Origin of the sequence: Fictibacillus barbaricus, assembly GCF_031457135.1 — a bacterium.
Taxonomy (GTDB): Bacteria; Bacillota; Bacilli; order Bacillales; family Fictibacillaceae; genus Fictibacillus; species Fictibacillus barbaricus_A.
Genome location: NZ_JAVDWA010000001.1, coordinates 369,074 through 391,974 on the forward strand (window position 1 = coordinate 369,074; position 22,901 = coordinate 391,974).

Annotated in this window: 27 protein-coding genes; 13 read left to right on the top strand and 14 right to left on the bottom strand. The window is 38.7% G+C overall.

The genetic code is table 11. The features are described from left to right. Positions 1–224: 224 nt before the first annotated feature. From J2X07_RS01945 to helD, 8 genes are all read left to right on the top strand, one after another. Positions 225–800 carry a bifunctional transcriptional activator/DNA repair enzyme AdaA gene (locus tag J2X07_RS01945; RefSeq protein ID WP_310255990.1) on the top strand — a complete coding sequence of 192 codons (576 nt, stop codon included), beginning with the start codon at positions 225–227 and terminating at the stop codon, positions 798–800. Then, positions 787–1,695, top strand: coding sequence for a DNA-3-methyladenine glycosylase family protein (locus tag J2X07_RS01950; RefSeq protein WP_310255991.1), 909 nt, complete (start codon positions 787–789; stop codon positions 1,693–1,695). The genes J2X07_RS01945 and J2X07_RS01950 overlap by 14 nt, the downstream gene beginning before the upstream one ends. Beyond that, positions 1,688–2,179 (top strand): methylated-DNA--[protein]-cysteine S-methyltransferase, encoded by a 492-nt coding sequence (locus J2X07_RS01955; protein ID WP_310255992.1) that lies wholly within the window; start codon positions 1,688–1,690, stop codon positions 2,177–2,179. Before J2X07_RS01950 ends, J2X07_RS01955 begins: the two co-directional genes overlap by 8 nt. Before the next feature lie 206 nt (positions 2,180–2,385). Continuing rightward, positions 2,386–2,928 carry a hypothetical protein gene (locus J2X07_RS01960; RefSeq protein ID WP_310255993.1) on the top strand — a complete coding sequence of 181 codons (543 nt, stop codon included), beginning with the start codon at positions 2,386–2,388 and terminating at the stop codon, positions 2,926–2,928. A gap of 82 nt (positions 2,929–3,010) precedes the next feature. Beyond that, complete coding sequence (locus J2X07_RS01965) at positions 3,011–3,526, top strand: GNAT family N-acetyltransferase (protein ID WP_310255994.1); 516 nt, start codon at positions 3,011–3,013, stop codon at positions 3,524–3,526. Between the two features lie 58 nt (positions 3,527–3,584). Next, complete coding sequence (locus J2X07_RS01970) at positions 3,585–4,097, top strand: DUF1572 family protein (protein ID WP_310255995.1); 513 nt, start codon at positions 3,585–3,587, stop codon at positions 4,095–4,097. A 197-nt stretch (positions 4,098–4,294) separates the two neighbouring features. Next, positions 4,295–4,768 carry a DinB family protein gene (locus J2X07_RS01980; RefSeq protein WP_310255996.1) on the top strand — a complete coding sequence of 158 codons (474 nt, stop codon included), beginning with the start codon at positions 4,295–4,297 and terminating at the stop codon, positions 4,766–4,768. Positions 4,769–4,954: 186 nt separating this feature from the next. Beyond that, a complete protein-coding gene (helD, locus tag J2X07_RS01985; protein WP_310255997.1) occupies positions 4,955–7,270 on the top strand; it encodes an RNA polymerase recycling motor HelD in 2,316 nt (771 codons plus the stop codon). A 99-nt stretch (positions 7,271–7,369) separates the two neighbouring features. On the opposite strand, the gene J2X07_RS01990 is transcribed toward helD, so the two are convergent. Next, positions 7,370–7,555 (bottom strand): hypothetical protein, encoded by a 186-nt coding sequence (locus tag J2X07_RS01990; protein WP_310255999.1) that lies wholly within the window; start codon positions 7,553–7,555, stop codon positions 7,370–7,372. Positions 7,556–7,622: 67 nt separating this feature from the next. Here J2X07_RS01990 and J2X07_RS01995 point away from each other — a divergent pair, with 67 nt between their 5' ends. Then, positions 7,623–8,069 (top strand): DUF4385 domain-containing protein, encoded by a 447-nt coding sequence (locus tag J2X07_RS01995; protein ID WP_310256000.1) that lies wholly within the window; start codon positions 7,623–7,625, stop codon positions 8,067–8,069. Positions 8,070–8,085: 16 nt separating this feature from the next. Here the strand turns inward: J2X07_RS01995 and J2X07_RS02000 are convergent, their stop codons facing one another. The 5 genes from J2X07_RS02000 to J2X07_RS02020 all read right to left on the bottom strand — a co-directional run bounded on the left by J2X07_RS02000 (position 8,086) and on the right by J2X07_RS02020 (position 10,638). Further along, positions 8,086–8,259 carry a hypothetical protein gene (locus J2X07_RS02000; protein WP_310256001.1) on the bottom strand — a complete coding sequence of 58 codons (174 nt, stop codon included), beginning with the start codon at positions 8,257–8,259 and terminating at the stop codon, positions 8,086–8,088. 68 nt (positions 8,260–8,327) lie between these two features. After that, a complete protein-coding gene (locus tag J2X07_RS02005) occupies positions 8,328–8,747 on the bottom strand; it encodes a hypothetical protein (RefSeq protein ID WP_310256002.1) in 420 nt (139 codons plus the stop codon). A gap of 196 nt (positions 8,748–8,943) precedes the next feature. Continuing rightward, a complete protein-coding gene (locus tag J2X07_RS02010; RefSeq protein ID WP_310256004.1) occupies positions 8,944–9,306 on the bottom strand; it encodes a hypothetical protein in 363 nt (120 codons plus the stop codon). A gap of 3 nt (positions 9,307–9,309) precedes the next feature. Then, positions 9,310–10,158, bottom strand: coding sequence for an alpha/beta fold hydrolase (locus J2X07_RS02015; RefSeq protein ID WP_310256005.1), 849 nt, complete (start codon positions 10,156–10,158; stop codon positions 9,310–9,312). Next, entirely contained in the window at positions 10,159–10,638 is a 480-nt protein-coding gene (locus tag J2X07_RS02020) for a GNAT family N-acetyltransferase (RefSeq protein WP_310256006.1), read from the bottom strand. Between the two features lie 245 nt (positions 10,639–10,883). Between J2X07_RS02020 and hmpA the strand changes: the two genes are divergently transcribed. After that, a complete protein-coding gene (hmpA, locus tag J2X07_RS02025) occupies positions 10,884–12,113 on the top strand; it encodes an NO-inducible flavohemoprotein (RefSeq protein ID WP_310256007.1) in 1,230 nt (409 codons plus the stop codon). A 46-nt stretch (positions 12,114–12,159) separates the two neighbouring features. Here the strand turns inward: hmpA and J2X07_RS02030 are convergent, their stop codons facing one another. The 5 genes from J2X07_RS02030 to J2X07_RS02050 all read right to left on the bottom strand — a co-directional run bounded on the left by J2X07_RS02030 (position 12,160) and on the right by J2X07_RS02050 (position 15,933). Continuing rightward, positions 12,160–12,483 carry a hypothetical protein gene (locus J2X07_RS02030; protein ID WP_310256008.1) on the bottom strand — a complete coding sequence of 108 codons (324 nt, stop codon included), beginning with the start codon at positions 12,481–12,483 and terminating at the stop codon, positions 12,160–12,162. Positions 12,484–12,608: 125 nt separating this feature from the next. After that, positions 12,609–13,637: an ABC transporter permease subunit gene (locus tag J2X07_RS02035; RefSeq protein WP_310256010.1), complete on the bottom strand. Its 1,029-nt coding sequence runs from the start codon at positions 13,635–13,637 to the stop codon at positions 12,609–12,611. Beyond that, positions 13,637–14,590 (bottom strand): ABC transporter permease subunit, encoded by a 954-nt coding sequence (locus tag J2X07_RS02040; protein ID WP_310256011.1) that lies wholly within the window; start codon positions 14,588–14,590, stop codon positions 13,637–13,639. The genes J2X07_RS02035 and J2X07_RS02040 overlap by 1 nt, the downstream gene beginning before the upstream one ends. Before the next feature lie 114 nt (positions 14,591–14,704). Continuing rightward, entirely contained in the window at positions 14,705–15,349 is a 645-nt protein-coding gene (locus J2X07_RS02045) for an alpha/beta hydrolase (RefSeq protein ID WP_310256012.1), read from the bottom strand. Between the two features lie 62 nt (positions 15,350–15,411). Next, entirely contained in the window at positions 15,412–15,933 is a 522-nt protein-coding gene (locus tag J2X07_RS02050; RefSeq protein ID WP_310256013.1) for a DinB family protein, read from the bottom strand. A gap of 208 nt (positions 15,934–16,141) precedes the next feature. Here J2X07_RS02050 and J2X07_RS02055 point away from each other — a divergent pair, with 208 nt between their 5' ends. From J2X07_RS02055 to J2X07_RS02065, 3 genes are all read left to right on the top strand, one after another. Continuing rightward, positions 16,142–17,494 (top strand): glucoamylase family protein, encoded by a 1,353-nt coding sequence (locus tag J2X07_RS02055; protein ID WP_310256015.1) that lies wholly within the window; start codon positions 16,142–16,144, stop codon positions 17,492–17,494. A 197-nt stretch (positions 17,495–17,691) separates the two neighbouring features. Next, positions 17,692–19,308 (top strand): acyl-CoA dehydrogenase family protein, encoded by a 1,617-nt coding sequence (locus J2X07_RS02060; RefSeq protein ID WP_310256017.1) that lies wholly within the window; start codon positions 17,692–17,694, stop codon positions 19,306–19,308. Positions 19,309–19,502: 194 nt separating this feature from the next. Then, a complete protein-coding gene (locus J2X07_RS02065) occupies positions 19,503–19,667 on the top strand; it encodes a hypothetical protein (protein ID WP_310256018.1) in 165 nt (54 codons plus the stop codon). 60 nt (positions 19,668–19,727) lie between these two features. Here the strand turns inward: J2X07_RS02065 and J2X07_RS02070 are convergent, their stop codons facing one another. From J2X07_RS02070 to J2X07_RS02080, 3 genes are all read right to left on the bottom strand, one after another. Then, a complete protein-coding gene (locus J2X07_RS02070) occupies positions 19,728–20,501 on the bottom strand; it encodes a carbohydrate ABC transporter permease (protein ID WP_396193574.1) in 774 nt (257 codons plus the stop codon). A gap of 85 nt (positions 20,502–20,586) precedes the next feature. Beyond that, on the bottom strand, positions 20,587–21,471 hold the full coding sequence (locus J2X07_RS02075) for a carbohydrate ABC transporter permease (RefSeq protein ID WP_310256020.1): 885 nt from the start codon (positions 21,469–21,471) through the stop codon (positions 20,587–20,589). A gap of 92 nt (positions 21,472–21,563) precedes the next feature. Then, complete coding sequence (locus J2X07_RS02080; RefSeq protein WP_310256021.1) at positions 21,564–22,814, bottom strand: sugar ABC transporter substrate-binding protein; 1,251 nt, start codon at positions 22,812–22,814, stop codon at positions 21,564–21,566. Between the last annotated feature and the right edge of the window lie 87 nt (positions 22,815–22,901).

Below are 22,901 nucleotides of genomic sequence, written 5' to 3' on the forward strand. Positions count from 1 at the left end.
AATCCCGCAGGACAAGGAAGGCTTCGGCAGCGGAACATCGCACGAAGAAAATTGATTTTTATTTTCGAGGAGTCTCGCATCTTTCACTCCAGCCAACTTATCAGTGAAGTACTTCTCCAGCCTTTTGTTTTACACCAGACCATAATAGCAAGAAAAAGGACGTTTTATCGTCAATGAATTGATAAACTATAGGTAACAAACAAACGTGAAGGGGAGGCTGCAAGATGGAGACGATCAATCTGTCGTTTGATGAGAAGTGGGATAAGATTATGGAATGTGACCGCTCCTATGATGGTTTGTTTTACACAGCAGTTAAAACGACAAAAATCTATTGCCGGCCATCATGCCGATCTAGGAAACCGAAAAAAATGAATGTGGAATTTTATCGGACGATGTCTGAGTGTGAAGCTTTAGGATATCGAGCGTGTAAGAGGTGCCAGCCTGAGATTAAAGACTGCCCGCAAATGGATTTAGTAAGAAAGGCTTGCGAGTATTTAATCAATCATTCTACTAAAAGAGTGGTCCTGCAAGATATTGCAGAACACATTGGTGTCAGTCCGTTTTATTTAGAAAGGCTATATAAAGAAGAAATGAAGGTTACACCTCGAGAATATTTAGAAAAAATTCGACTAGACAAAGCCGCTTATCTACTTGCCGCGACAGCAAAATCAAATTTAGAAATCTGTTTTGAAGTCGGCTTTCATAGCCCTTCCAACTTTTATAAAGCCTTTCGAAAATACAAGAATTGTTCTCCGAGTGAATATCGAAAAAATAAGGAGCACCAAAATGTTACAAACTAATCAAAACTCTGTACTGAAAATAGAGGCTCCAAGTGATTTCAAGTTCCAAGAATGTCTTGTGTTTCTTGGTCGATCGGATAAAGAAATTCTCCATCATATAGAAAATGATTCTTTATATAAATTGATTAAATTGAAAGATCAGCACATCTTATTAAAGATTAGCATTGAGGAGAATACTTTAATCATTGAGTTTCCCGATGAAAAACCTGTCAATGAGGATACAGAAAAAATTTCTGAGTATGTAACGGAGTACTTTGATCTAAAACGAGATCTATCTGATTTTTATAAGATTGCTTCAAATGACCAAGTACTTAAGAGAACGGTTGCGGGACATAAAGGTCTGCGAATCATTGGAATTCCTGACTTGTTTGAGGCTCTCACTTGGGCGATCATGGGTCAGCAGATCAATCTTGCATTTGCGTATACGATAAAGAGCAGATTTGTAGAAAAGTATGGTGAAAAATTGGAATATGATGGCCGCACGTTTTGGCTTTATCCTTCTTATGAAAAAATAGCTGCCTTAAAAGAGGACGATTTACGAAAACTTCAATTTACCACACGTAAAGCAGAATATGTGATTCATACGGCAAAATTGATGGCTGCGGGTGAACTATCAAAAGAAAACTTACTTACATTACAAGATTTAGACGAGCAGCGGGACGCATTGATTAAATTAAGAGGTGTCGGCGCATGGACGGCTGATTATGTCAGCATGAAATGTTTGCTCCAGCCTGGTGCATTTCCGATTGCAGATGTGGGTCTTCACAATGCAATAAAAATACAATTAGGATTAGATGCAAAACCGGGTCCTGAGGAGATTATGAATCTAGCGAAAAACTGGAGCGGATGGGAAGCCTACGCAACGTTTTATCTATGGAGGTCATTGTATGAATAAAACTTATAAGCTAAACTATGATTCACCTATCGGAACACTTGCACTTGTTAGCAATGATGATGCCGTCATTTCCATTATGTTTAACGATCAAAACGAGGATGTGAGTGTTCCAGAAGTTGTTCCACAAGTTCTGAGGAATTGCTATGAACAGATCCATGAATATTTTAAAGGAAAACGCCAGGAGTTTACTTTTCCTTATCTATTGAAAGGAACACCTTTCCAAGAGATGGTTTGGAATGCATTAATAGATATATCGTATGGCCAAACTGTTTCTTATCAAGACATAGCAAACGTTATAAAAAATGAAAAAGCCATTCGGGCGGTAGGGAATGCAAATGGAAAAAATAAACTGAGCATTGTTATTCCATGTCACCGAATCATAGGTTCAAACGGAAAGCTAACGGGTTATGCCGGTGGTTTATGGAGAAAAGAATGGCTGTTAAAACACGAGAAGAATTTTGTCGTAAAAAATAAAACGGTGTAAACACATTTGCTTTCTTAATATAACTTTTATGTTCAAAATATTAATGGCATTCATTGTCAAAATATTTATAAAATTCAGTAATAACAATGTTTAAAACCCTGTTATTCTTTTTTTTTGAAAAAAAGTGATCATTTAATTTACAATTTTGAGAAAAAGTATTAAAATAAGAAAGTTCCAAATAATAGAAATACAGGGGGTTTTTCTCTATGAAAAAATTATTAGCTGTTACAGCTGCTGCTCTTCTTGCGTTTAGCGTTGGCTGCAGTAAGGATGAAGCAGAACCGAAGAAAAAAGAAGAAGCAAAACCGGCCGCAGCAACAGAGAAAAAAGACGAAACAATGGCTGAAAAGCAATCTCTTTTAGCGTTTGAAGGAGATCTTGTCCTAAAACTTCGCTCATACCATGCAGCATTTAACGCTTACGCTGCTGGATTAGAAAAAGAAGGTGAAGAAGCACTTCCTAAAGCGGACCTTGATAAACTAAAGGCTGACGCAAAAGCATCTGGAGAAAAAGCAGTTGCTGAAATTCCTTCCATTGAAGTACCTTCAGATCTAACTGAAGATCACCAAGCAGCAGCTAAAGGTGCGTTAGAAGAGCTCAAAAAGTCATATGAAGCAAGAGTTGCTGGATTAGAAGATGAAGCAAAAGCTACGGAAGCAGACACTTTATTTACTTCATTCCAAGATAAATTAAACTCAATCCACGAAGATCTTAAATTAATTCCTGGTAACTTTGCTAAAGAACTTTAAGATGCGATGAAACTGTTTTCTCTTTTTTGAGGAAGCAGTTTTTTTATAAGCATTTAATTCAAATGATCTAGAGGGGAATAGGATGATAAAGATTAGACATGAGCAGCCAAGTGATTTGGGTGCTATTCAAATGGTAAATAATCTTGCTTTTAAAGGAGAAAACGAAGGCAGATTAGTAGATGCCATCCGCAAATCTGAGTTCTTTATCCCAGAATTATCTTTAGTCGCAGTAAAAAATGATATTATCGGCCATATTTTGTTCAGCGGTGTATCCATTGAAACAGAAACGAGTTTAATTCCTACATTGGCATTGGCACCTATGGCGGTTCATCCAGAATACCAGAACCAGGCTATTGGCTCACTTTTAGTTAAAGAAGGGTTGAAAAAAGCAAAAGTCTTAGGATTTGAACATGTTGTTGTCCTTGGACATCCTTCTTTTTATCCAAAGTTTGGTTTTGTATCGGCTACACAAAAAGGCATTGAATCACCATTACCCGTTCCGGAAGAAGTTTTTATGGTTTATGAACTGAAGAGTGGGTCTTTAAACGGATTAAAAGGAAAAGTGAAGTACCCTCCAGCTTTTGATGCTGTCTCATAGGATTTACCAATTGGAAAGAGAATTAGTATAGTATCCTAATCGAAAAGGGGTTGTATCCATGTTTGCTTCTTCACAAACAGAGGTCATGTCTGAGTACTTACGCTCCGTAAAATCACGTTTTCAAGATGCAAAGGATTATGCTGAAAAGACGTTTTTACAGCTAGAGGATGAACATTTAGTTTGGTATCCGAATGAAGACTCCAACAGTATTGCGGTCATCGTAAAACATATGAGTGGCAACATGGTATCCCGCTGGACTGATATTTTTGAGACAGATGGAGAAAAACCGGGAAGAAATCGAGATGGTGAATTCGTTAATTCCATTAGAAATCGGGAAGAGCTTTTTGAAGTTTGGGATAAGGGATGGGACGTTTTCTTTCAAACGCTAAATAGCTTAAGAGAAGAAGATCTGCTTCGGCAAATATTTATTCGAAATGAAACACATACCGTTATGGATGCAATTGAACGCCAGATGTACCACTATTCTTATCACATCGGTCAGATTGTGTACATTGCGAAGATGCTGAAATCAGATCAATGGAAGACACTGACGATACCGAGAAATAAATAAAGAGCCAGAGCATTGCATCGATACAGCCATGGCCACTAAAATGTCGATCATTTCTCCATGGTAAGAAATTCAGAAGAAGATTTGTTCCATCCTTCCCATAATGATTATCGCTAGTGGCTGTCGTTTGATTAGGAAAGCGAATTGAACCCTAGTATAATGAATTAGAAAGCGCTAAAAAATGCAAGGAGGCGTAAAAAGTGAGTGAGCTTACATTAAAGAACTTTGAATTAACACGTGATTTCTTTCTGAAAAATGTTGAAGGTATGAGTGCTGAGATGGCCGATATTCAGCCGGAAGGGTTCAACAACAACATCCGTTGGCATGTGGGTCATGTTTTAGTCACTGCAGAGCATTTTATGTTTGGTTATCCTGAGAAATCAAAAGTGCTGCCAGCGAACTATATCGGGCTTTTTAACAGAGGAACAAGTCCTGCTGATTGGAAAGGTGAAGTACCTACTCTTCAAGAACTTACAACACAATTGAAAGATCAATTGGATCGTATAAAACAAATTCCAGCAGAACGTTTTCAAGACCAATTAAAACAGCCATTCTTTGGTTTAAACACGGTAGCTGAATTAGCGGTATTTTCTAATTACCATGAAACATACCATTCAGGTCAGATTAATGCCATGAAAAAAGTGATTGAGAAACTAGCAGTCAAGCAATCATAATAAAAAAACAGTGGTGTCCATGAGGACCCACTGTTTTTTACGTTATAAAACTATGTACATTCCATACATAGTTATGTTAAAATTTAAAAGACGCACTTTTCTATTTTATTGTATAGATATGTCCAATTATATTATACTATGAAACAGAAAAGCATGTCAACAATAATTTTTTTAGGGAGAGATCGAATGACTACATGGAATCGTGAGCAGGAAAGGGAACAAAAACGAGTAGATGAAGTTGTACAAAATCTTTCTCAAGCAACAGATCATCTTCAAAGTCATTTAGGCGGGAAAAAGGCAGATGTTGTTCAAATCCGTAAAGACTTCTGGAGTGATGTTACGGTAAATTTGGATGATCCTGACGATGCGATAGAAACGGCAGCCAGTATTAAACAGCAAGCTGAGTTGCTTTCTGAGATCGAACGGAGCCACACTTCTGCCGAAGCTCAGTTTAAAACCTATGAAAAACTGAAAAACTCCCCCTATTTTGGGCGAATTGATTTTAAGGAAGAGGGAGAAAGTGAGCCTGAGAAAGTCTATCTAGGGATTGCTTCTTTTTATGATGAAGAAACATTAACTTTTTTAGTTCATGACTGGCGGGCTCCAATTTCAAGTCTTTATTATGATCATTCTCTAGGTGAAGCGCAATATCGTGCTCCAGGTGGTGTTATTCAAGGTGATTTGGATTTAAAAAGACAGTTTATTATTAAAAACGCAAAAATAGAGGGCATGTTTGATACAGGTGAAGCAATCGGAGACGAACTGCTTCAGCAAGTGTTAGGCAAACAAGCAAACACTCAAATGAAGAGCATCGTCGCAACCATTCAAAAGGAGCAGAATGCAATTATTCGTAATACATCGAGTGATCTTCTGATTGTGCAAGGAGCTGCCGGTTGCGGTAAAACGTCTGCGGCACTTCAACGTGTTGCTTATTTGCTGTACCGTGATCGTGAAACGCTGCAGTCCCAACATGTTGTTTTATTTTCACCTAACAACATGTTCAATAGTTACGTGGCAAACGTCCTTCCTGAGCTTGGGGAAGAAAACATGGAACAAACGACTTTTCAAGCCTATATTAATCATCATCTAGCCGATCAGTTTTTAGTGGAAACCCCTTTTGAACAAATGGAGGAACTGCTTTCTGGATCAAGTGATTCTGTGCGGCTTGAGGGAATTCGATTTAAAGCCTCAGTTGATTTTCTTAAAGCTATTCAAAAATATGTTGATCAATTAAGTGTTTCAGGATTGATGTTTAACGATATCAAATTCCGTGAGAAAACCGTCATTTCAGCGAAGCAAATACGCGAGTTCTTCTATACGCTGGATAAGAATGAGACCGTTCCATACCGTATGAAAAATACAGCTCATTGGATTTTAGAAGAACTGAAAAAAGCAGAAAGACGGGAGCGGAAAAAGCCTTGGGTCGAGAAGGAAATTCAACTCTTGGATCAGCATGTGTATACAAAACTTTATGAACAGCTGCAAAAAAGAAACAAATACCGAGATGATTCTTTCAATGATCTGGCAAGTGAACAGAAAGTTCTTTCAGCATATATTACGCGCCTTGCATTTAAGCCTGTTCGTGAGGCAATTGAGAATTTTGACTTTCTAGATATGAAAGGGATTTATGCAAAACTGTTTCAAATGAATCAAAAAGGAATGACTGATTATCGGACGTGGAATGAGGTTTGCAAAAATACCTTGTATAACTTAAAACAAAACTTCCTGTCCAACGAAGATGCAACACCATTCCTTTACTTAAAGGAATTAGTGATTGGTTTTCAGTCGAATGCAGCGGTAAGGCATGTATTTATTGACGAAGCGCAAGATTTTTCGCCATTTCAGTTTGCTTTTATCCAGCGGATTTTTCCGCGTGCTAATTTGACGATACTCGGAGACTTAAATCAATCGATCTATGCACATTCATCAGATAACTCCTTCGGTATGCTGGAAAGTCTGTTAGATAAAAAGAATCCCGAGATTATTACTCTAACGAGAAGCTACCGATCGACAAAAGAGATCGTGGAATTCACGAAAAGCATACTCCAGGATGGTGGAGAAATCATTCCGTTCAACAGATCCGGTGAAAAGCCTGCTGTTGTAAAGTTAAATGACGATGCTTGTTTGATCGAAGAGTTGGAATCAACCGTTCAAAAATGGAAAAACGATAATCATGATACGATTGCGATTATTTGCCGAACAGCAAAAGAAAGCTATGCGGTTTATGAAAAAATGAAAACACGTCTGGATGTTAAGTTAATGGCCAATGAAAACACAGCTTTCCAAAAAGGGACCATTATCATTCCATCTTATTTAGCAAAAGGGATCGAGTTTGATGCAGTTGCGATCTATAATGCGTCTGCTTATCAAAATGAAAGAGAACGAAAACTGTTTTATACTGTTTGTACACGTGCTATGCATGAACTATCCGTTTTTTATATAGGAGAACCCTGCCCTTTTATTAAAGAAGCGTCAAAGGAATTATATGAAGAGGTAAAGTGAGGGAGTTAAAAGAGGTAGTGTGGGCAGGTAATCTTACCACGGGGTATAATTCCACACAATAATCGAAAAAAATGAGGCAGGCTCAAAATCGAGCATGCCTCATTTTTTATATTCCTCACGAGTTTTCTTGCTGGCCGTAATGCCAGCACATAAGAGAAACACAACCGCAAATCCCCAACCGATTACTGCTGAATATGGGATCGCATTTTTAAGTGTCATACCTAAGACGGGTGATATTCCAAATAACAAACAAAAAACGGCTGTGAAATTTTTCTTAGACGGCATAAAATCATTCCTTTGTATTTATTTTTATCTCGTTAAGGGTATAGCTAGTGTACGAGGAGGGTTATGTATGAGCTTCAATTATGATCTTGATTTTGAAAAGATAAACTTTAGAGAGAATCCAGAAAAATACCGAGTAGGCCGTGGTGAACAAGGAGTTCTTCTTGTAGAACCGTATAAAAGTGAAATCTTGCCGCATTGGCGGTTTAAAACACCTGAAGAAGCGAAAAAATCTTCTGAGAAAATTTATGAACTTTTCCTGGAGTATAAAGAAAAAGATGATTTTGTCGGCGCCGATATGGCACGTAAATTTTTACAGATGGGGTATACGAGAGCGCGCCGTTACACGAATTACAAAGGCGGCCGAAAATACAAAGAAAATGGTGAAATCAATGAACGGCAAATTGACCCTGTAAAAGCGAAGTCGGCAGCAATCTTTGAAGAAAAATGGAAGCTTGCCCGGACAGATAAAGAATATTTAAAGTTGAAAAAATCGCATCAAAAAGAGTTTGGTTAAAGAGAGGGAGGGACTGTTATCCGTCCCCGTTGGTATAACGATTATCACCCATTTGATAGTTTGTGGATTCCCCAGGTTTTGCCCCTGCATGGGTTGGCATCTGGGTGTTATTATTGATCTTTTTTCGCCGCCAATCAATTAAGAAAGCAAACCCTAACAGACCGATAACAAAGAAATAAAACCATGTCATTTTGAGAACCTCCTTATATATAAGGTATTTACAAAAAAACAGCAAAGACCTTATTTTTTAAGATGTCTTTACTGTTCGCTTATTTTCTCGATTTCCGTTTCTACTTTAAATACTCTTTTGTTCAATGCCTCGGATGTGCCGTCAAAATGATTAATAATTTTATCTGTATAATCTTCCATGCTGCTGATCACATTCGTATTTAACTTATCAAGTTTGTCTTCAATTCGGTTATGGCCAGCCTTCAATTCTTGAATGTCTTCGCGCATCTCTTTCATTTCTGCGTGAACATCACTAAATCCAGTTTCCATTTTAGTGTTCATTGAACTAATATCAGTTTTTACAGAACTAATATCAGTTTTTACAGAACTAATATCAGTTTTTACAGAACTAATATCGGTTTTTACAGAACCAATGTCAGTTTTTACAGAACTAATTTCTGTTTTCACCTTATTTATTTCATTGAGAATTTCCTTTAAGGTATTTTCCATCTTTAAAATCTCCTCTTCATAAGGTTACCTAAAGTATAACACCTATGTTCTTATATGGGAGAAACGAAAAACGGAAAAATGATGGTAAAACATACTAGAGTTCTAAATGATTTATGCACTGCTTTCGTGAATATCGAACTTCTTTTATCCTGAAATTTTCCATTCTTATAAAATGAACAGAAGAGGTTAATTCTTATTATGCATTCGTGGAATCAAACTCTCCAAACAACAATTTATCGAGTGGTGCAACATAGGCAACAAACTCATTGAATAGGACATTTACTTCTTGATCTGCATCGAAATCTTGCATTGTTATGCGGGCGTGTTCTTCAGATTGAAAGTGGAGAAGTCCAATCCAAAGTTCTTCGCCTTCGCAGATATCGAGTTTTTCTGCAAGCGGTGAGATTCCGTAGTTTTTTGGAGCATCAGACAGTTTATAGAGCTGTTCAGAAACCCCGCCGTATTCCTGGTATTTTTTATTCGTTTGAGCTAAGATCTCTAAAAATTTCTCTTTCACTTCTGGCTTGATTTTATAAAAATAGACAAGCAGGTGTGCCATCTCTTAACCTCCTATTTTTGTTAGCCAATTGGACTTGATTTCGTACTCAACGGCATCAGGTCTATCCCAGTGCAGCAAGTGTGTACTGTTATCCACAAGTTTTACGTGTGCCAGCGCCGTTTGTTTAAAAACTTCGGCCGTATCGATCCGCTTTGTCAATAAATGTTCAGGAAGTGTGGCCACCAGCAAGGTAATATCTTTTGGGAGGAGATGATAGATGTCTTCCGTTTCATTCAAATGCATCCCTCGAATGATGTGCCTGGCCGTTTCGCCTTTTGCATGCCAGTAAACCTTACCTTCTCTTTCTACACCTAAATCTCTGACTTTTATTTCAATTTGGGGCGACCACGTTAGATAACTATCCTTTTCGGATTGGCAAAAAGCTTCCCATGAATCAAATATATACTCATCAAAATCCTTCTCATAATCGTCCATTTCTTCTTCCATTGACTCCGACCAAATTCGTTTTGTTTGATATCCGCCATCAATCAATAAGGTATCAATAACCTTCTCGGGATACTTGACTAAGTAATGAAGTCCTAAAAAACTGCCCCATGAATGTGTCAGCAAATAGAAGCGGTCGATATTCATAAGTTCGATTAAGCCGTGCAGCCAATCGGCAAGCTGGGGTATTTCGTATTCTTCAGCCGTTTCGAAAGCATCCGTTTTACCATGACCTGGAGCGTCCAATGCAATGATCCGAAAGTCATCTTTTATACGTTCTGCAATATCTAAAAAGCTAAAGCTTGTACTTCCTAACCCATGTAAACAAAGCATTACAGGCTTATCCGTTTCTCCCCATTCTGTTAAGTGAACATGCATGTTATTGTATTTCAAAAAGTATCGTTTCATTTATTTCACTCCATATGAATTCAATTCTTTTTGTGCGATTTCACGATTAATGGTAAAGCCTAGTTTCTGATAAAAATTTCTAGCAATCGTATTATTAATCCAATAATCAAGTTCGATCTTTGCTGCACCAATATCTTTAGCCAATTGTTCGGTATAGGCGATAAGTTTCGAACCAGCACCATTGTGACTGTTGCTTCCATTTATGCTTATTTGATGGATATAAATGGATTTGGACGCTTTTTTGAAGGCTGAATCAGTTGATTCCCTGATCGTCATCCAGGCATAACCGATTGGAACATCATCATCTTCAACTAAAAGAAAAATTTGCTTCGGATCGGTAATAATCTCTTTAAAAAAATCTCGTATCGGCCCATATTCATAAGGTTTAAAATAGGAAGGAAATTGAGTTGCATGCAGGGTTTGTACAGTTTCATTTAGCAATGCTATCGTCTCGTAATCGCGGGTTTGAGTAATCTTCATCTAAAGTAATCCTTTCATTTGTACGGTTAACAAAAATTGGTTATTATTTGATTTTATCACATAGTCGGTTAAGAAAGATGGTAATTATGTTAATTTTAAAAATATTCAGGGAACAGTTAAGCGAGTGGATATTCATTGTGACGTTGTTCACAAAACCGCCTAAGGAAAAGTGATTTGAATCACATTTATAATCGTTATTTTGGATTAACATAAGGATGTAAACAAAAACCTTAGGGGGAATTGACATGCTTCAAGCAAAAACAATCGAAATTATTAAGTCAACAGTACCTGTATTGGAAGTACACGGAGAAGCGATTACTTCCCGTTTTTATCAGCTGCTTTTTCAAAAACATCCAGAACTATTAAATATTTTTAATCATGCAAACCAGAAAAAAGGCCGTCAGCAAGCAGCACTTGCTAATGCTGTTTATGCAGCTGCTGCGAATATTGATAAACTGGAAGCCATTATTCCAGTTGTGAAACAAATTGCTCACAAGCACAGAAGTTTAGGTGTGAAACCGGAGCATTATCCAGTAGTAGGCGAAAATTTACTCGCTGCGATTAAAGACGTACTTGGTGATGCTGCCACAGATGAAATTATTAACGCGTGGGCTGGAGCTTATGGTGTTATTGCTGATGCTTTTATCGGTATTGAGAAAGAAATGTATGAAGCTGCAGAAACTCAAAAAGGCGGATGGGAAGATTTCAGACCGTTCGTTGTCGCTGATAAAGTTGAAGAAAGCAGTGTGATTACTTCTTTCTATTTAAAACCTCAAGATGGAAAAGAAACGGCTGACTTTAGAGCAGGGCAGTATATCAGTGTGAAAATGGAGATCCCCGGAGAAAAAAATACCCATATCCGACAATACAGCTTGTCTGATGCACCTGGAAAAGAATACTACAGAATCTCTGTTAAAAAAGAAGCAGGTATGGAATCTCCTGATGGAGTAGTATCGAATTACTTGCATAACGGCGTAAAAGCGGGAGATGTTCTTTACTTAAGTGCACCAGCCGGAGATTTCTACTTAGATGACAAAGTAGAGTGTCCGCTTGTTCTGCTTAGCGGCGGTGTAGGGTTAACACCGATGGTAAGTATGCTGAAAACAGCATCTGAAAGACAACCGGACCGTGATGTGACGTTTATCCACGCGGCAATCAGTGGTAAATCACATGCACTTAGAGATGAAGTTTTAGCTGTAACAGCTGAATCTGATCACATGACGAGCTATTTCGTTTATGAAAAGCCAGAAGATGATGATGAGGGCTATGAAAAATCAGGATATGTAGACATCGATTGGCTTAGAGATGTACTGCCGACCGGCCAAGATGCCGAGTACTATTTCTGTGGTCCGCTTCCATTCATGAGAGCTGTTTATCACGCACTTCTAGAACTGAATGTCGCTGAAGAACGTATTCACTTCGAGTTCTTTGGACCAGCAGGTGATCTAGGGAAAAAAGAAAAAGTAAATGCTTAAAATAAACGAAAAGACCCCACTACCAAGGGGTCTTTTTGCATGTACATTACCCATTATGAAACTTGTTTAACATTGTTTTTCTCTTCCACAACAATAGGATAAACAAGCCGATTAAACTCAAGACAGTTATAAGCGCGCCCAGATAAATGCCGCCGAACATGAACAATTCATCAACTCTTACGGAAAAGAAGATCCATCCAATGATTCCACAAACACCGATGCAAAGGTTGATCATCAGGCTGATAAAAAAATGGGGAATGACCATTCCTGTATTCGTTACCGTAAAAACCGCATATTTGTAGCTGATCAGAAGCCCTAATAGAAGATAGAGGGTATAAAAAATAATATTCAAATCCGCTTCACTTAACATAAGTTCACCTCTTTAAACTAAATAGGTTGTTCCCTATGTATTCCTCCAAGTAGATAAACATTCCATTTCAATTTGAGAATGAGAAAAAAAGAGCCTTTCATACAGGGCTCTTTTTACTTGATATATTATCCTTCAGAACCAGTTTTCATGATTCTTTCAAACTGTTCGTCTGTCATCTTTTTTACCGGTACTGTCATTTTCTTTTTCCGGAATAATCTTTTTGTTACCGTATAACCACCTTGTGCCAAGTATTGGCGTTTCATGGCTTCTACCATAAAGTTCATCGCCAAAATGGCAACTGCAAACCCTGCTAGAGGTGTGTAGATGACCCATGTGTTGCCTCGCAGTTCATAAATATAAGCTCCAATCATACTGGACCATTCGTTGATCATGGCGACAGGCAATGTATTATTTTCAAGTGGGTCAAGTGTAATAATATCCGTTCCTCCAATGAACACTTTAAGAACGCCAAGATGAGCCAGCAGCAATAATGTTGAAACGACTTGCTGGCTATATAAAATACTTAAACGCGGTTTTAAAAAAGGGAGTACATGCTTCCGCATAATATGTAACCTGCGTCCGCCTAAAATTTTGACAGAAGAGATAAATTCATTCTCTAGATACTTCGACGTTTCACTTGCCACTGTAATCATGACAGGGGGGACAGCAATCAAAACGAGTACTAGAAAAGAGAAAATGGTTTGTTCGTTTTTCGGGATCGACCATGTGAAAATCTGTAAAACCGGGTACAGGATTAAATAGGCAACAATCGTAGCCGGTGCGTAATAAAAAGAGTCAAATAGTTTATTTAGCATTCGCAGCACGGATTTTGGAAACTGGCTAAAAATCAGACCAAGAATCGTACCAGCTAACAGTCTTGCAAATGCAATGAGAAAGGCAAATCCGAGTGTATACTTAGCGCCATCAATTACTTTATGAAGCATACTGACACCAAAGCGATCTGTACCAAACGGCATCTCCTTAAAAGGTTCAATGGGCGGAGAATCAATCGGAATCTTGTTTTCATCATACCTAATAATCATTGTAGGCTTTTTTGAATCGGGCACATAATGACTATAGATGATACTGCCAAAAAACATCGTAAGGATGATGAGGAATCCAAATAGAAAAAGCGGGCTTTTCCAAACAGACATTATGCGACCTCCTCTTCAGTACGGCTTATTTTCTTTTCTAATATGTAGGAGATCATCGTAAACAATATATAGAATGGAAGAAACATCAGCATGATACTAACCGTAATTACGTCAGGTGTAGTAGGTCCGTTATTAAGCATAAACTTCGTAATTCCTGGAATATACATCACATATTCCACCATAAACAGACCTGATATCAATAGCCAATAAACATTTTTCGTATAAAAGAAAAGGCTGATTAATGAATTTCTAAGCATGTGGATATATAACACGATTGAATACTTAATGCCTTTTGCTCTAGCGAATTCAACATATGTTTTTGAATCCTCGTCATCTAATAAAAACAATAACGTTCTGGTTAAAAATAATGTTGGCAATATGGCCAAGCAAACGATTGGCATAAGGTATGCGGGTTCCTGGTTAGTAAAAACGATGGGTAAAAGCAGTTCACCTGTTTTACGATAGAGAAGAATGACAAGATACTGAGCCATGACCACGATAAAAATATCCGGTAAAGATTCTAAAGAAAAAAAGAAAAAACGAATGACTTTTTGTATGTTAGCGGGTAAGATTTTTACGATTAACGCGAGAAGGACTGAGGAAGCTGCTGCCAGGAAAAATGCGCCAATTACAAGTTTCAGAGAATAGTAGAAATAAGGTAAAATCGTCGGAAACATGTATTTCATTTGCTGGTGTTCGTAATATTCAACATTAGAAAAAGTGAACAGTTTTACCATCAGCAACCAAATTTTTTCAATATAAGGCGTAAAAAATATTCCTAAATCCTGATTCAAAAAAAGGGCATTTTTGATGACCCCCATTTCTAAAAGCCGAGTGACACCTTCTATAGCACGAACATTGCTAAAAAACAAATAAGGAAGTGCCCCGATAAAAAACACCCCGACAATAGGCAGAAGAAAAAAGCATGCCCGTTTTAAAACCGTTAAAAACAAAGAAAATCCCCCCTAAATCACTATTTCTCTCTTTTTTATTTGGTTCTCAATTCGACAAAAACACTCAATTCCCTTCTTTTGGAAAATAAGAAAACCGCTGCAGTATGCAACGGTTTAAAACTGATTGATTTTTTCGGTTACCGTTTTTAAAACATCGACCGATTCGATAACACTGTGATCGTACTCCAAACTATGATTAACATCAGGAAGTACAAAGAATTCAATGTTTTCATTCTGTTTCAGCTGATTAAGCAACTCTGCTTCATAAGCCCAGTCGTTGTCTCCGATTATACACAGTCCTTTATGCAAGCTGTTCATCATGAATTGGAATACCGCTTCCTTAACGAGAAGGGGAGTAAGCCAAATGACTTTAGCCTCTTTCAGGTCCTCATTTTTCAATAGATTTTCTATAGCATAGTTTCCAAACGATTTTGCAATGAGATAAAAAGAGTCGTAGGTAGAATGTTTTAACACTTCTTCCATAACTTTCGGAACATCTCTCTTTACGAACTCTACAAGCTCTTCATTAGAAAATGCATCATAGTCTTCCTTGGCATATTGATAGTTTACGTGAAGAACATCGTAATCTTTCCTTAGAAAAACCCCCGTGGAATAGTGAAGAACAGGAGCCTGAACGGTATAACCAACACCAGGAAGTAAAATGGCGAGTCCTTTCGGTTTTTCGGCTATGCTTAAGATGTTATAAGGAACTTTTATTTCTTTGCTGCCTATAATATGGCCAGAGCGGATATTTATCATAGCGGCCTCCCCATTGTTTTAATATACATAATATTCCAAGTGACCTTTTGGAGGCAAGCCATTTATTTTAAAATACTTAAGTAATTAATCCATGATCCTACATCTCCACGGTATCGTTTTGCCATAACCCTTGTAATTTGAGTGATGTGTGTCAGATCATGAACGGCCCAAGTCGAAAGCAATTCACTTAATTTCACTGAACCGTAAACGGGATGAGTCCCTTTTAGCTCATAATCGGTGTGAATGGTAATCAAAGTTTTCAAATCTGTTAAACTTTCATTTCGTACTTGTTTAAACTCATTTAAAAGATCGTCCATGGTTTTACCTTGGATTTGCTGAAGATGAGCAAATCGGTCAAAGTCCGGAAAGGTCTCTGACTCACCTTTTGTCAGGATCATCTTTACGCGGGGAATCCAGTTCACTTTTTCCGCTTCTATTAAATGTCCGACTACTTCAAGAGCATTCCACGTACCCTCGCCTTCATTGCTTAATACCCAGCCATCAGAAAGACCTGACAATAATTGTTTGAGCGTCTCTGGTGTTCGCTCTAATAGTTCAATCATTTCCTCTATTTTGAAATTCACGATATAACGCTCCCTAAACTCGTTTTCTACTTATTTCTATAGTTGGTGCTAAACTCCTGTATATCCTAGTTATTTTCAATTTCATGCGACTGTTGTACTAAATATCTGAATGTTGTGAAAAGAACTTAACCTTTTATGTTGAGAGTGATAAACTATTGGTGAAACGTTTCGAAGGGAGAATGACAGTGAGTGTAGAAGGGAGAACATAATGAAAAAAGGGAGAATAATAAGTTTTCTGCTTATGTTGAGTCTATTAGCTAACCTGATTGTACTGCCAACCGCTTCAGCAAATGACCTGGGCAAAGATATTGCTTTAAGGACAGAATTGAAAGCGATTGCAGGAAAAACGTATAAATTTTATCAAGAGAACACCGATCCGAAAACAGGAATGACTTTTGATGAAACACGCTTTACGGAAGAAGGGAAGAAGGATGCCACACATACTTCACCTACAAACATGGCGATGTATATGATGAGCACAGTTTCAGCTCAGCAGCTTGGAATCATTACTCGGGATGAAGCGGTAAAACGGATTCAAGTTACAATCAGTACATTGGAACGTCTTGATAAATGGAACGGTCTATTTTATAACTGGTACAACACGAATGATGCCACATTAAAAAAGGATTGGGGGCAGTTCATTTCTCAAGTTGATAACGGCTGGCTTTCTGCGGGACTTATTGTAGTTGGGCAAGCTTATAAGGAATTGAATCCACAAACGAGTAAACTTGTTGAGAACATGAACTATGCTAAGCTTTATGATCCTGAGATGGGTCAGTTTTATGGCGGGTATGATGTTGCACAAGGTAAGTATACCGATCATCATTATGGTCAGTTCTATACAGAACCCCGTGTCGCAAGCTATATATCGATCGGTAAAGGCGACGTGCCAAAAGAACATTGGTGGAAGCTTTACCGAACGATGCCGAAAGAGTGGGATTGGCAATCTCAAATTCCTGAAGGACAAAACGTAGTATATGATGGGGTTACTGTCTATGAGGGGCATTATGAATACAATGGTGTGAAATTCGTGCCGAGCTGGGGCGGAAGTATGTTTGAGGGTCTCATGCCGGGAATCGTATTAAAAGAAAAAGAGCTTGGAAAGAATGCACTAGGGTTGAACAACAAACGCCACGTTCAGCTGCAGCAGGCTTTTGCAAAGTCAAAAGGCTATCCAGCTTGGGGATTCTCACCTTCTGCTACACCTGACGGATACAGTGAATTCGCCGCAACACCGCTTGGCACTTCTGGCTACAAAGATGGAGCAACAGTAACAGCTCATGCATCATTCCTAGCTTTAGACTATGATCCATTTGCTGTACAAAAAAACATTCACGTGTTAAAAGATTTTGGTGCATATGGCAAGTATGGTTTCTATGATTCAGTTAACATGGAAACAGGAGAGATAGCAAAAGCTTACTTAGCATTGGATCAAGGCATGATCATGGTGTCGATCGCGAACTATTTAAATGACGGTGTAATCCGAAATTACTTCCATCAAGATCCAATTGGTAAAAAACCAGAAGATTTGTTAGAAAAAGAAGTGTTTTCCATTCAATAATTGATGATGAGCACCAATATCCTTAGTGGATGTTGGTGTTTTTAGTAAGGTAGTAAGGTGATTTCAGAAAAAACCTCGTTAAACGCACAGTTCGCGCCTTAAGGCATCTCTAACACGTAAAGACGTTTCATTGACGATACTAATGAACTGACTTAAAATTATTCTGAAAAGTCGGATAATTAAAGGGGTCGATGTCCATGCACATAGCTTCCCAAGAACAGCAGACAAAAGGTAAGAATTCATATACTTTCGAAGAATTTCTGCAAAAGCGTGAAAAACTAGATTGGTATCGGGATGATCCATTTCTCCAAAAAGCAGTTCAGTGTTATACGGGAAATGACTTTGATTATGTTCACCAAGCCATGCTTTCTTTTTCGCCAAAAGCCTCTTCAATATGGAATCGTTTAGCTGAACGGGTGGCGAGACCTGAAGTCAGGCCATATATGCTGCATTATGATGGTTTCAATAATCGTGTTGATCGAATTGTCCGTCCGATGGAAGTCCACCAATTAGAGAAAGAAGTGTTTGGTGAAGGTCTTTTTTCCTCTAAGATGCCTTCATGGGAAAGCTTTGTAAAGCGGATGTTGATTCATCAATTAGGAGAAGCTGGAGTTGCTTGTCCTCTAACATGCACGATTGGTTTGATCGCACTAATCGAGCAATATCCAGACGAAATGCATCCAGAACTTCAAAATATTTTACAGCACACAAAAGATGGCCTTGATGGAGACTTTGCAATCGGCGCTCAATTCATGAGTGAAATGCAGGGCGGATCCGACTTGCCTGCCAATGTCGTGGAAGCAGTACCTGACGGGGAAAACTATCGATTGTACGGAAATAAGTTTTTCTGTTCTGTTGCACATAGTGATTATTCGGTCGTTACAGCTAAAATCTCTGGAACAGATAAAGTTTCGACTTTCATCGTTCCTTCATGGCTGCCGGGTGATAAAGAGAAGGAAAAAAGAAACGGTTATCAAATCAATCGGATCAAATGGAAGATGGGTACAGCTGAGTTGCCGACAGGAGAAATTCAATATTCTGGAGCTCTTGCCTATCCTGTGGGACCGGCCGGAAAAGGTGTTGCTGTAGCAGTAGGAATTGTCCTCACTTTATCCCGTCTTGAAATTGGAATTGCATGTGCAGGTTTTATGCTGCGCGCTGCAAGAGAGGCGAGTTTGTATAGCGATTTCCGTACTGTTTTTGGGAAAAAGGTAAAAGATTATCCGCTTTCTGCACGTACGATAAAACGAATTGAGGAAGCTGCAGAGCGAACGACGGCAGGTGCATTTAAGGTGTATGATTTATTCCTGAAACTTGACCAGCCCTTGAACCCAGGTATTCCCCTCGATCAGCCGCTGGAACATAGAAAGCAGCTTTTCAATTTAAGAGAGCTGATTTTATTGCAAAAAATCTGTGCGACAAATGAGGGAGCAGAAGTATTGAGGGATGCGATCTCGATTTTTGGCGGTCATGGTGTGATGGAGGAATTCTCATCGCTTCCCCGTATTTTTCGGGATGTTGTCGTTAATGAACAATGGGAAGGACCGCGGAACCTTATATTGACGCAAATTTACCGTGATCTTCAAAGAGTGGCAGACTGGTATCCTCCTGCTGATTTTGTTGCGGGTGTCTTAAAGGGGACATCAACTGAGGTGATCGACTCGTTTTCTAGACAGCTCACTGACTTGCTGCAAAAACCAGTTTGTGGGGAAGTGAGCAAAGAGTCGTTGGAAGCCGCTGAAGAGTGGGATACGTTCTGTGATTCGTTTTTCAAAGTTTATCAGACGGTTGCTGTTATGGAGATTAGACAATAGGTTAAAAATGGAATGACCCTGAAAGTGTGCTAATCAACACTATGGGTCATTCTTTTTTTTGTTTTCAGCAATGATTAAAAGAGGATATTTTCGTTCATTTTTTTGATTTATTAAAATAAGTGAAAGGATTTTTTAAAAAGTAATATAATGGAAATTAGAGGAAGGTAATAGGAAGAATTTTTAGGGGGATGTTCATGGAAACGTTTGGCAGGGGTTGTTTATATATAATTATTGGATTTGGAGTCTTACTGTTTTTAGCTTTTATTACTAGCAGTCATATTCATATTCCTTTCTTTATCTTTATTCCTTTGATTATTTTAGCATTCTGGGCTGCCAGCAAGAAAACAGGTAAAAAATAAAACCAGAAACCAAACAAACAAAAAACAACCCCGGCCTTAAAATCGGGGTTGTTCCTATTACTATTTCATCCCAGAAATCGTATAGCCTTCAATAATGTGCTTCTGGAAGATGATAAATATGATTACGATCGGGACGACCATAAATGTGGAACCTGCCATTTGAAGTGCGAAGTTTCCGCCATATTGACCTTTCAGCAAGCTTAATCCAACTGACAGCGTATATAAGCTTTCGTCGTTTGCCATGATTAGCGGCCATAAGAAGCTGTTCCAGCCTGCGATGAACGTCAGGATTCCTTGTACAGCCAAAATCGGCTTTGAAATCGGCAAAATCAATTGCATGAAGACGCGGAATTCACTTGCACCATCTAAGCGCGCAGCTTCGATTAGTTCATTTGGAATCGTTGACATGAACTGGCGGAATAAGAAGATGCTGAATGCACCAACTAATCCTGGCAGTACGATACCAGCCATCGTATTCGTTAATCCCATCTGATTTAAAATAAGATAAACTGGAATCATTGTTACTTGACCGGGAATCATCATCGTTGCGAGCACAAGATAAAAGAGCTTTTCACTGCCTTTAAACTTGTACTTGGCGAAGGCATAGCCAGCCATCGCATTAAAAAACAACCCGACAAAGGAACAGAGTACAACGATAATCGTATTTTTTAAATAAACACCGAAGTTCATATTCTCGAACAAATAAAGGAAGTTCTCCGTTGTGAACGTTTCTGGCCATAATGTCGGTGTGAGCTTTAACACTTCGCTTTCAGGTTTGAAAGCAGAGAGAACCATCCAGATAAAAGGGATCGCCACAAGAATTCCTCCGATCATCAGGACGAGAGCGGCTAACCATTGCTGAGATCGATAAGCTTTTTTAGCATTTGATAATTTTGTTTGCATGTTCTCACCCCAAATCCTAAAAGTCGGTTTCTTTCTTTTGCAGTCTGAACTGAATCATCGTAATAATTATGATTGCGACAAACAATACGAATGAACCTGCTGCAGCATATCCAAAGTTGCTTAACTGGAATCCATTTCGATAGATGAACAAGGCAACAGATGTCGTACTGTCGAGCGGTCCGCCTTTCGTCATTACAAACGGCTCTTCGAAAAATTGCAGCCAGCCAATCATCGTTGTAATGGAAACGAAGAAGATCGCATAGCGAAGGAGAGGAAGAGTGATATTCGTCAGCTGCTTCCAATTGTTAGCTCCATCAAGCTGTGCCGCTTCATAATACGTTTTTGGAATCCCTTGAAGGGCAGCCAAAAAGATGATCATGTTCACGCCAATTGCACGCCAGACAGCAAGAGCGATCAACGAACCTTTTGCAATAGTCGGGTCCTGCAGCCACGGTATAGCAGGAATGCCGACAAGTCCTAACAAATAGTTGAACAGACCAAATTGCGGATTGTACAAGTAAGTCCAAACTACCGCCACAGCGACTACGTTCGTGATGGAAGGCATGTAGAAAATCAGACGGAAACCACGAAAAATACGTGCTGTCCCAAAATTAATCAATAAAGCAACAGCCAGCGAACAGGCGATAACAAGCGGAACACCAATGACCACATAAAAAAGTGTGTTGCCGATTGATTTCATAAAGATTGGATCGGAGAAGATATTTTTATAATTTTCAAGTCCGATAAAGCTGATATTGGAGTAGTCAGCAAGACCAGCAAGATCAATATCTGTAAAACTGATTACTAAAGCAACAACTATCGGAAACAGTGAAAATACAGCCAGCAAAATTAAAGCAGGACCAATAAATAGATAGGGAGTTGATTTAGAATAGCTTTTCATGTATTTCACATCCTTCGTGATGGCAAAAAAGGGTCTGAATAAAAAGGTAACGAGCAGGATAACCTGCCCGTTATACCTATTTCAGATCGTCATTATTTGCTTAAGATCTTCTCAGATTGCTTTTGGAAGTTATCCATTTCTGATTTTACATCTGCTTTGCCGCGATAGATTTTCTCAAAGCTCTTCAAATATGTTTGAGCGATTTCTTCCCATTGCTTAATGACAGGCATTGGCTGTGAAGCTTTCATTTGCTCGCCGAATGCTTTGTAATACTCATTGCCTTTTAGTGATTCATCATCCCAAGATTTTTGAGTCGCAGGAAGAGAGTTCGTCATCTTCATCCATTTTAATTGAGTTTCAGGCTTACTCATAAATGCTGCAAATTTAACAGCTTCTTTTTCGTTCTTCGTGTATTCAAATACGGATAAGTTAGATCCGCCAAGTGCCGAAATGTTGTTTTCCTTTTTAGGAAGTACGGCTGTTGACCATTTGCCTTTAAGATCTGGAGCTTGGTCGTTGATCATCTTGATCATCCATGGACCACTGATGAACATCGGTAAAATCCCATCACCGCTGAAACCTTGGATAATGTCGATTCCTAAATCATCTTTCGGTGTAGCGCCATCTTTATAGAAGCTGTTTAAGTAGTCAACGGCTTCAACGAATTTTGGATCGTTAAACTTCGGTTCGTTGTTTGGTCCTAATAGTTCAGCACCGTTTTGACGAGCGAACATGAAACCAAGACTCTGTTCTTTCGAGTCAAGACTGATTCCGTATTTTCCTTTACCGCGTTTAGCCAGCTTGTCTGCAGCGGCTTTTAGCTCTTCCCATGTTTTTGGAGCTTCTTTAAACCCTGCTTTTTCGAGCAAGTCTGTTCTATAATATAGTACACGCGTGTCAACGTACCACGGAACGCCTACCATTTTATCTTCGTATTTAGTTGTTGCAACTGAGCCTTCAAAGAAATTTTTAGGATCTAGTTCAGGGTTGTCTTTTATAAAAGGTGTTAAGTCTTTTAATGCACCCGCCGCACCGAATTCTGGGATCCAAGTAGTTCCCATTTGAACAACATCTGGACCTTTTTTAGAAGCAACAGCTGTTAAAAGCTTATCGTGTGCTTGATCCCAAGGGATAGCTTGAACCTTTACATCGATCTTAGGGTTTTCTTTTTCAAATTCCTCAGCGATTTTAGGAAGAGATTTTGCTTCTTCTCCCATTCCCCAGACAGTGATTGTCTTCTTATCTCCATCGGAACCTGAAGAGCAGCCAGCTAATGCGCCAGATAATACAAGAGCGCTAAGCATTGATGTGACCATTGTTTTCTTAAACCAATGTTTTTTCATGTGTGTTCCCCCTATATTTGCTTTCGTTTTTGTTCAGCTGCATTTAGTCAGCTGGTTAAACAAGCAACTATTTTTAATATTCCCTGA

What these genes read in the sequence shown, in the direction of transcription:
- J2X07_RS01945 (WP_310255990.1), top strand. Translation starts at nt 225, where the DNA reads ATGGAGACGATCAATCTGTCGTTTGATGAGAAGTGGGATAAGATTATG.
- J2X07_RS01950 (WP_310255991.1), top strand. Translation starts at nt 787, where the DNA reads ATGTTACAAACTAATCAAAACTCTGTACTGAAAATAGAGGCTCCAAGT.
- J2X07_RS01955 (WP_310255992.1), top strand. Translation starts at nt 1,688, where the DNA reads ATGAATAAAACTTATAAGCTAAACTATGATTCACCTATCGGAACACTT.
- J2X07_RS01960 (WP_310255993.1), top strand. Translation starts at nt 2,386, where the DNA reads ATGAAAAAATTATTAGCTGTTACAGCTGCTGCTCTTCTTGCGTTTAGC.
- J2X07_RS01965 (WP_310255994.1), top strand. Translation starts at nt 3,011, where the DNA reads ATGATAAAGATTAGACATGAGCAGCCAAGTGATTTGGGTGCTATTCAA.
- J2X07_RS01970 (WP_310255995.1), top strand. Translation starts at nt 3,585, where the DNA reads ATGTTTGCTTCTTCACAAACAGAGGTCATGTCTGAGTACTTACGCTCC.
- helD (WP_310255997.1), top strand. Translation starts at nt 4,955, where the DNA reads ATGACTACATGGAATCGTGAGCAGGAAAGGGAACAAAAACGAGTAGAT.
- J2X07_RS01990 (WP_310255999.1), bottom strand. Translation starts at nt 7,555, where the DNA reads ATGCCGTCTAAGAAAAATTTCACAGCCGTTTTTTGTTTGTTATTTGGA.
- J2X07_RS01995 (WP_310256000.1), top strand. Translation starts at nt 7,623, where the DNA reads ATGAGCTTCAATTATGATCTTGATTTTGAAAAGATAAACTTTAGAGAG.
- J2X07_RS02000 (WP_310256001.1), bottom strand. Translation starts at nt 8,259, where the DNA reads ATGACATGGTTTTATTTCTTTGTTATCGGTCTGTTAGGGTTTGCTTTC.
- J2X07_RS02005 (WP_310256002.1), bottom strand. Translation starts at nt 8,747, where the DNA reads ATGGAAAATACCTTAAAGGAAATTCTCAATGAAATAAATAAGGTGAAA.
- J2X07_RS02010 (WP_310256004.1), bottom strand. Translation starts at nt 9,306, where the DNA reads ATGGCACACCTGCTTGTCTATTTTTATAAAATCAAGCCAGAAGTGAAA.
- J2X07_RS02015 (WP_310256005.1), bottom strand. Translation starts at nt 10,158, where the DNA reads ATGAAACGATACTTTTTGAAATACAATAACATGCATGTTCACTTAACA.
- J2X07_RS02020 (WP_310256006.1), bottom strand. Translation starts at nt 10,638, where the DNA reads ATGAAGATTACTCAAACCCGCGATTACGAGACGATAGCATTGCTAAAT.
- hmpA (WP_310256007.1), top strand. Translation starts at nt 10,884, where the DNA reads ATGCTTCAAGCAAAAACAATCGAAATTATTAAGTCAACAGTACCTGTA.
- J2X07_RS02030 (WP_310256008.1), bottom strand. Translation starts at nt 12,483, where the DNA reads ATGTTAAGTGAAGCGGATTTGAATATTATTTTTTATACCCTCTATCTT.
- J2X07_RS02035 (WP_310256010.1), bottom strand. Translation starts at nt 13,637, where the DNA reads ATGTCTGTTTGGAAAAGCCCGCTTTTTCTATTTGGATTCCTCATCATC.
- J2X07_RS02045 (WP_310256012.1), bottom strand. Translation starts at nt 15,349, where the DNA reads ATGATAAATATCCGCTCTGGCCATATTATAGGCAGCAAAGAAATAAAA.
- J2X07_RS02055 (WP_310256015.1), top strand. Translation starts at nt 16,142, where the DNA reads ATGAAAAAAGGGAGAATAATAAGTTTTCTGCTTATGTTGAGTCTATTA.
- J2X07_RS02060 (WP_310256017.1), top strand. Translation starts at nt 17,692, where the DNA reads ATGCACATAGCTTCCCAAGAACAGCAGACAAAAGGTAAGAATTCATAT.
- J2X07_RS02065 (WP_310256018.1), top strand. Translation starts at nt 19,503, where the DNA reads ATGGAAACGTTTGGCAGGGGTTGTTTATATATAATTATTGGATTTGGA.
- J2X07_RS02070 (WP_396193574.1), bottom strand. Translation starts at nt 20,501, where the DNA reads ATGATCGGAGGAATTCTTGTGGCGATCCCTTTTATCTGGATGGTTCTC.
- J2X07_RS02075 (WP_310256020.1), bottom strand. Translation starts at nt 21,471, where the DNA reads ATGAAAAGCTATTCTAAATCAACTCCCTATCTATTTATTGGTCCTGCT.
- J2X07_RS02080 (WP_310256021.1), bottom strand. Translation starts at nt 22,814, where the DNA reads ATGAAAAAACATTGGTTTAAGAAAACAATGGTCACATCAATGCTTAGC.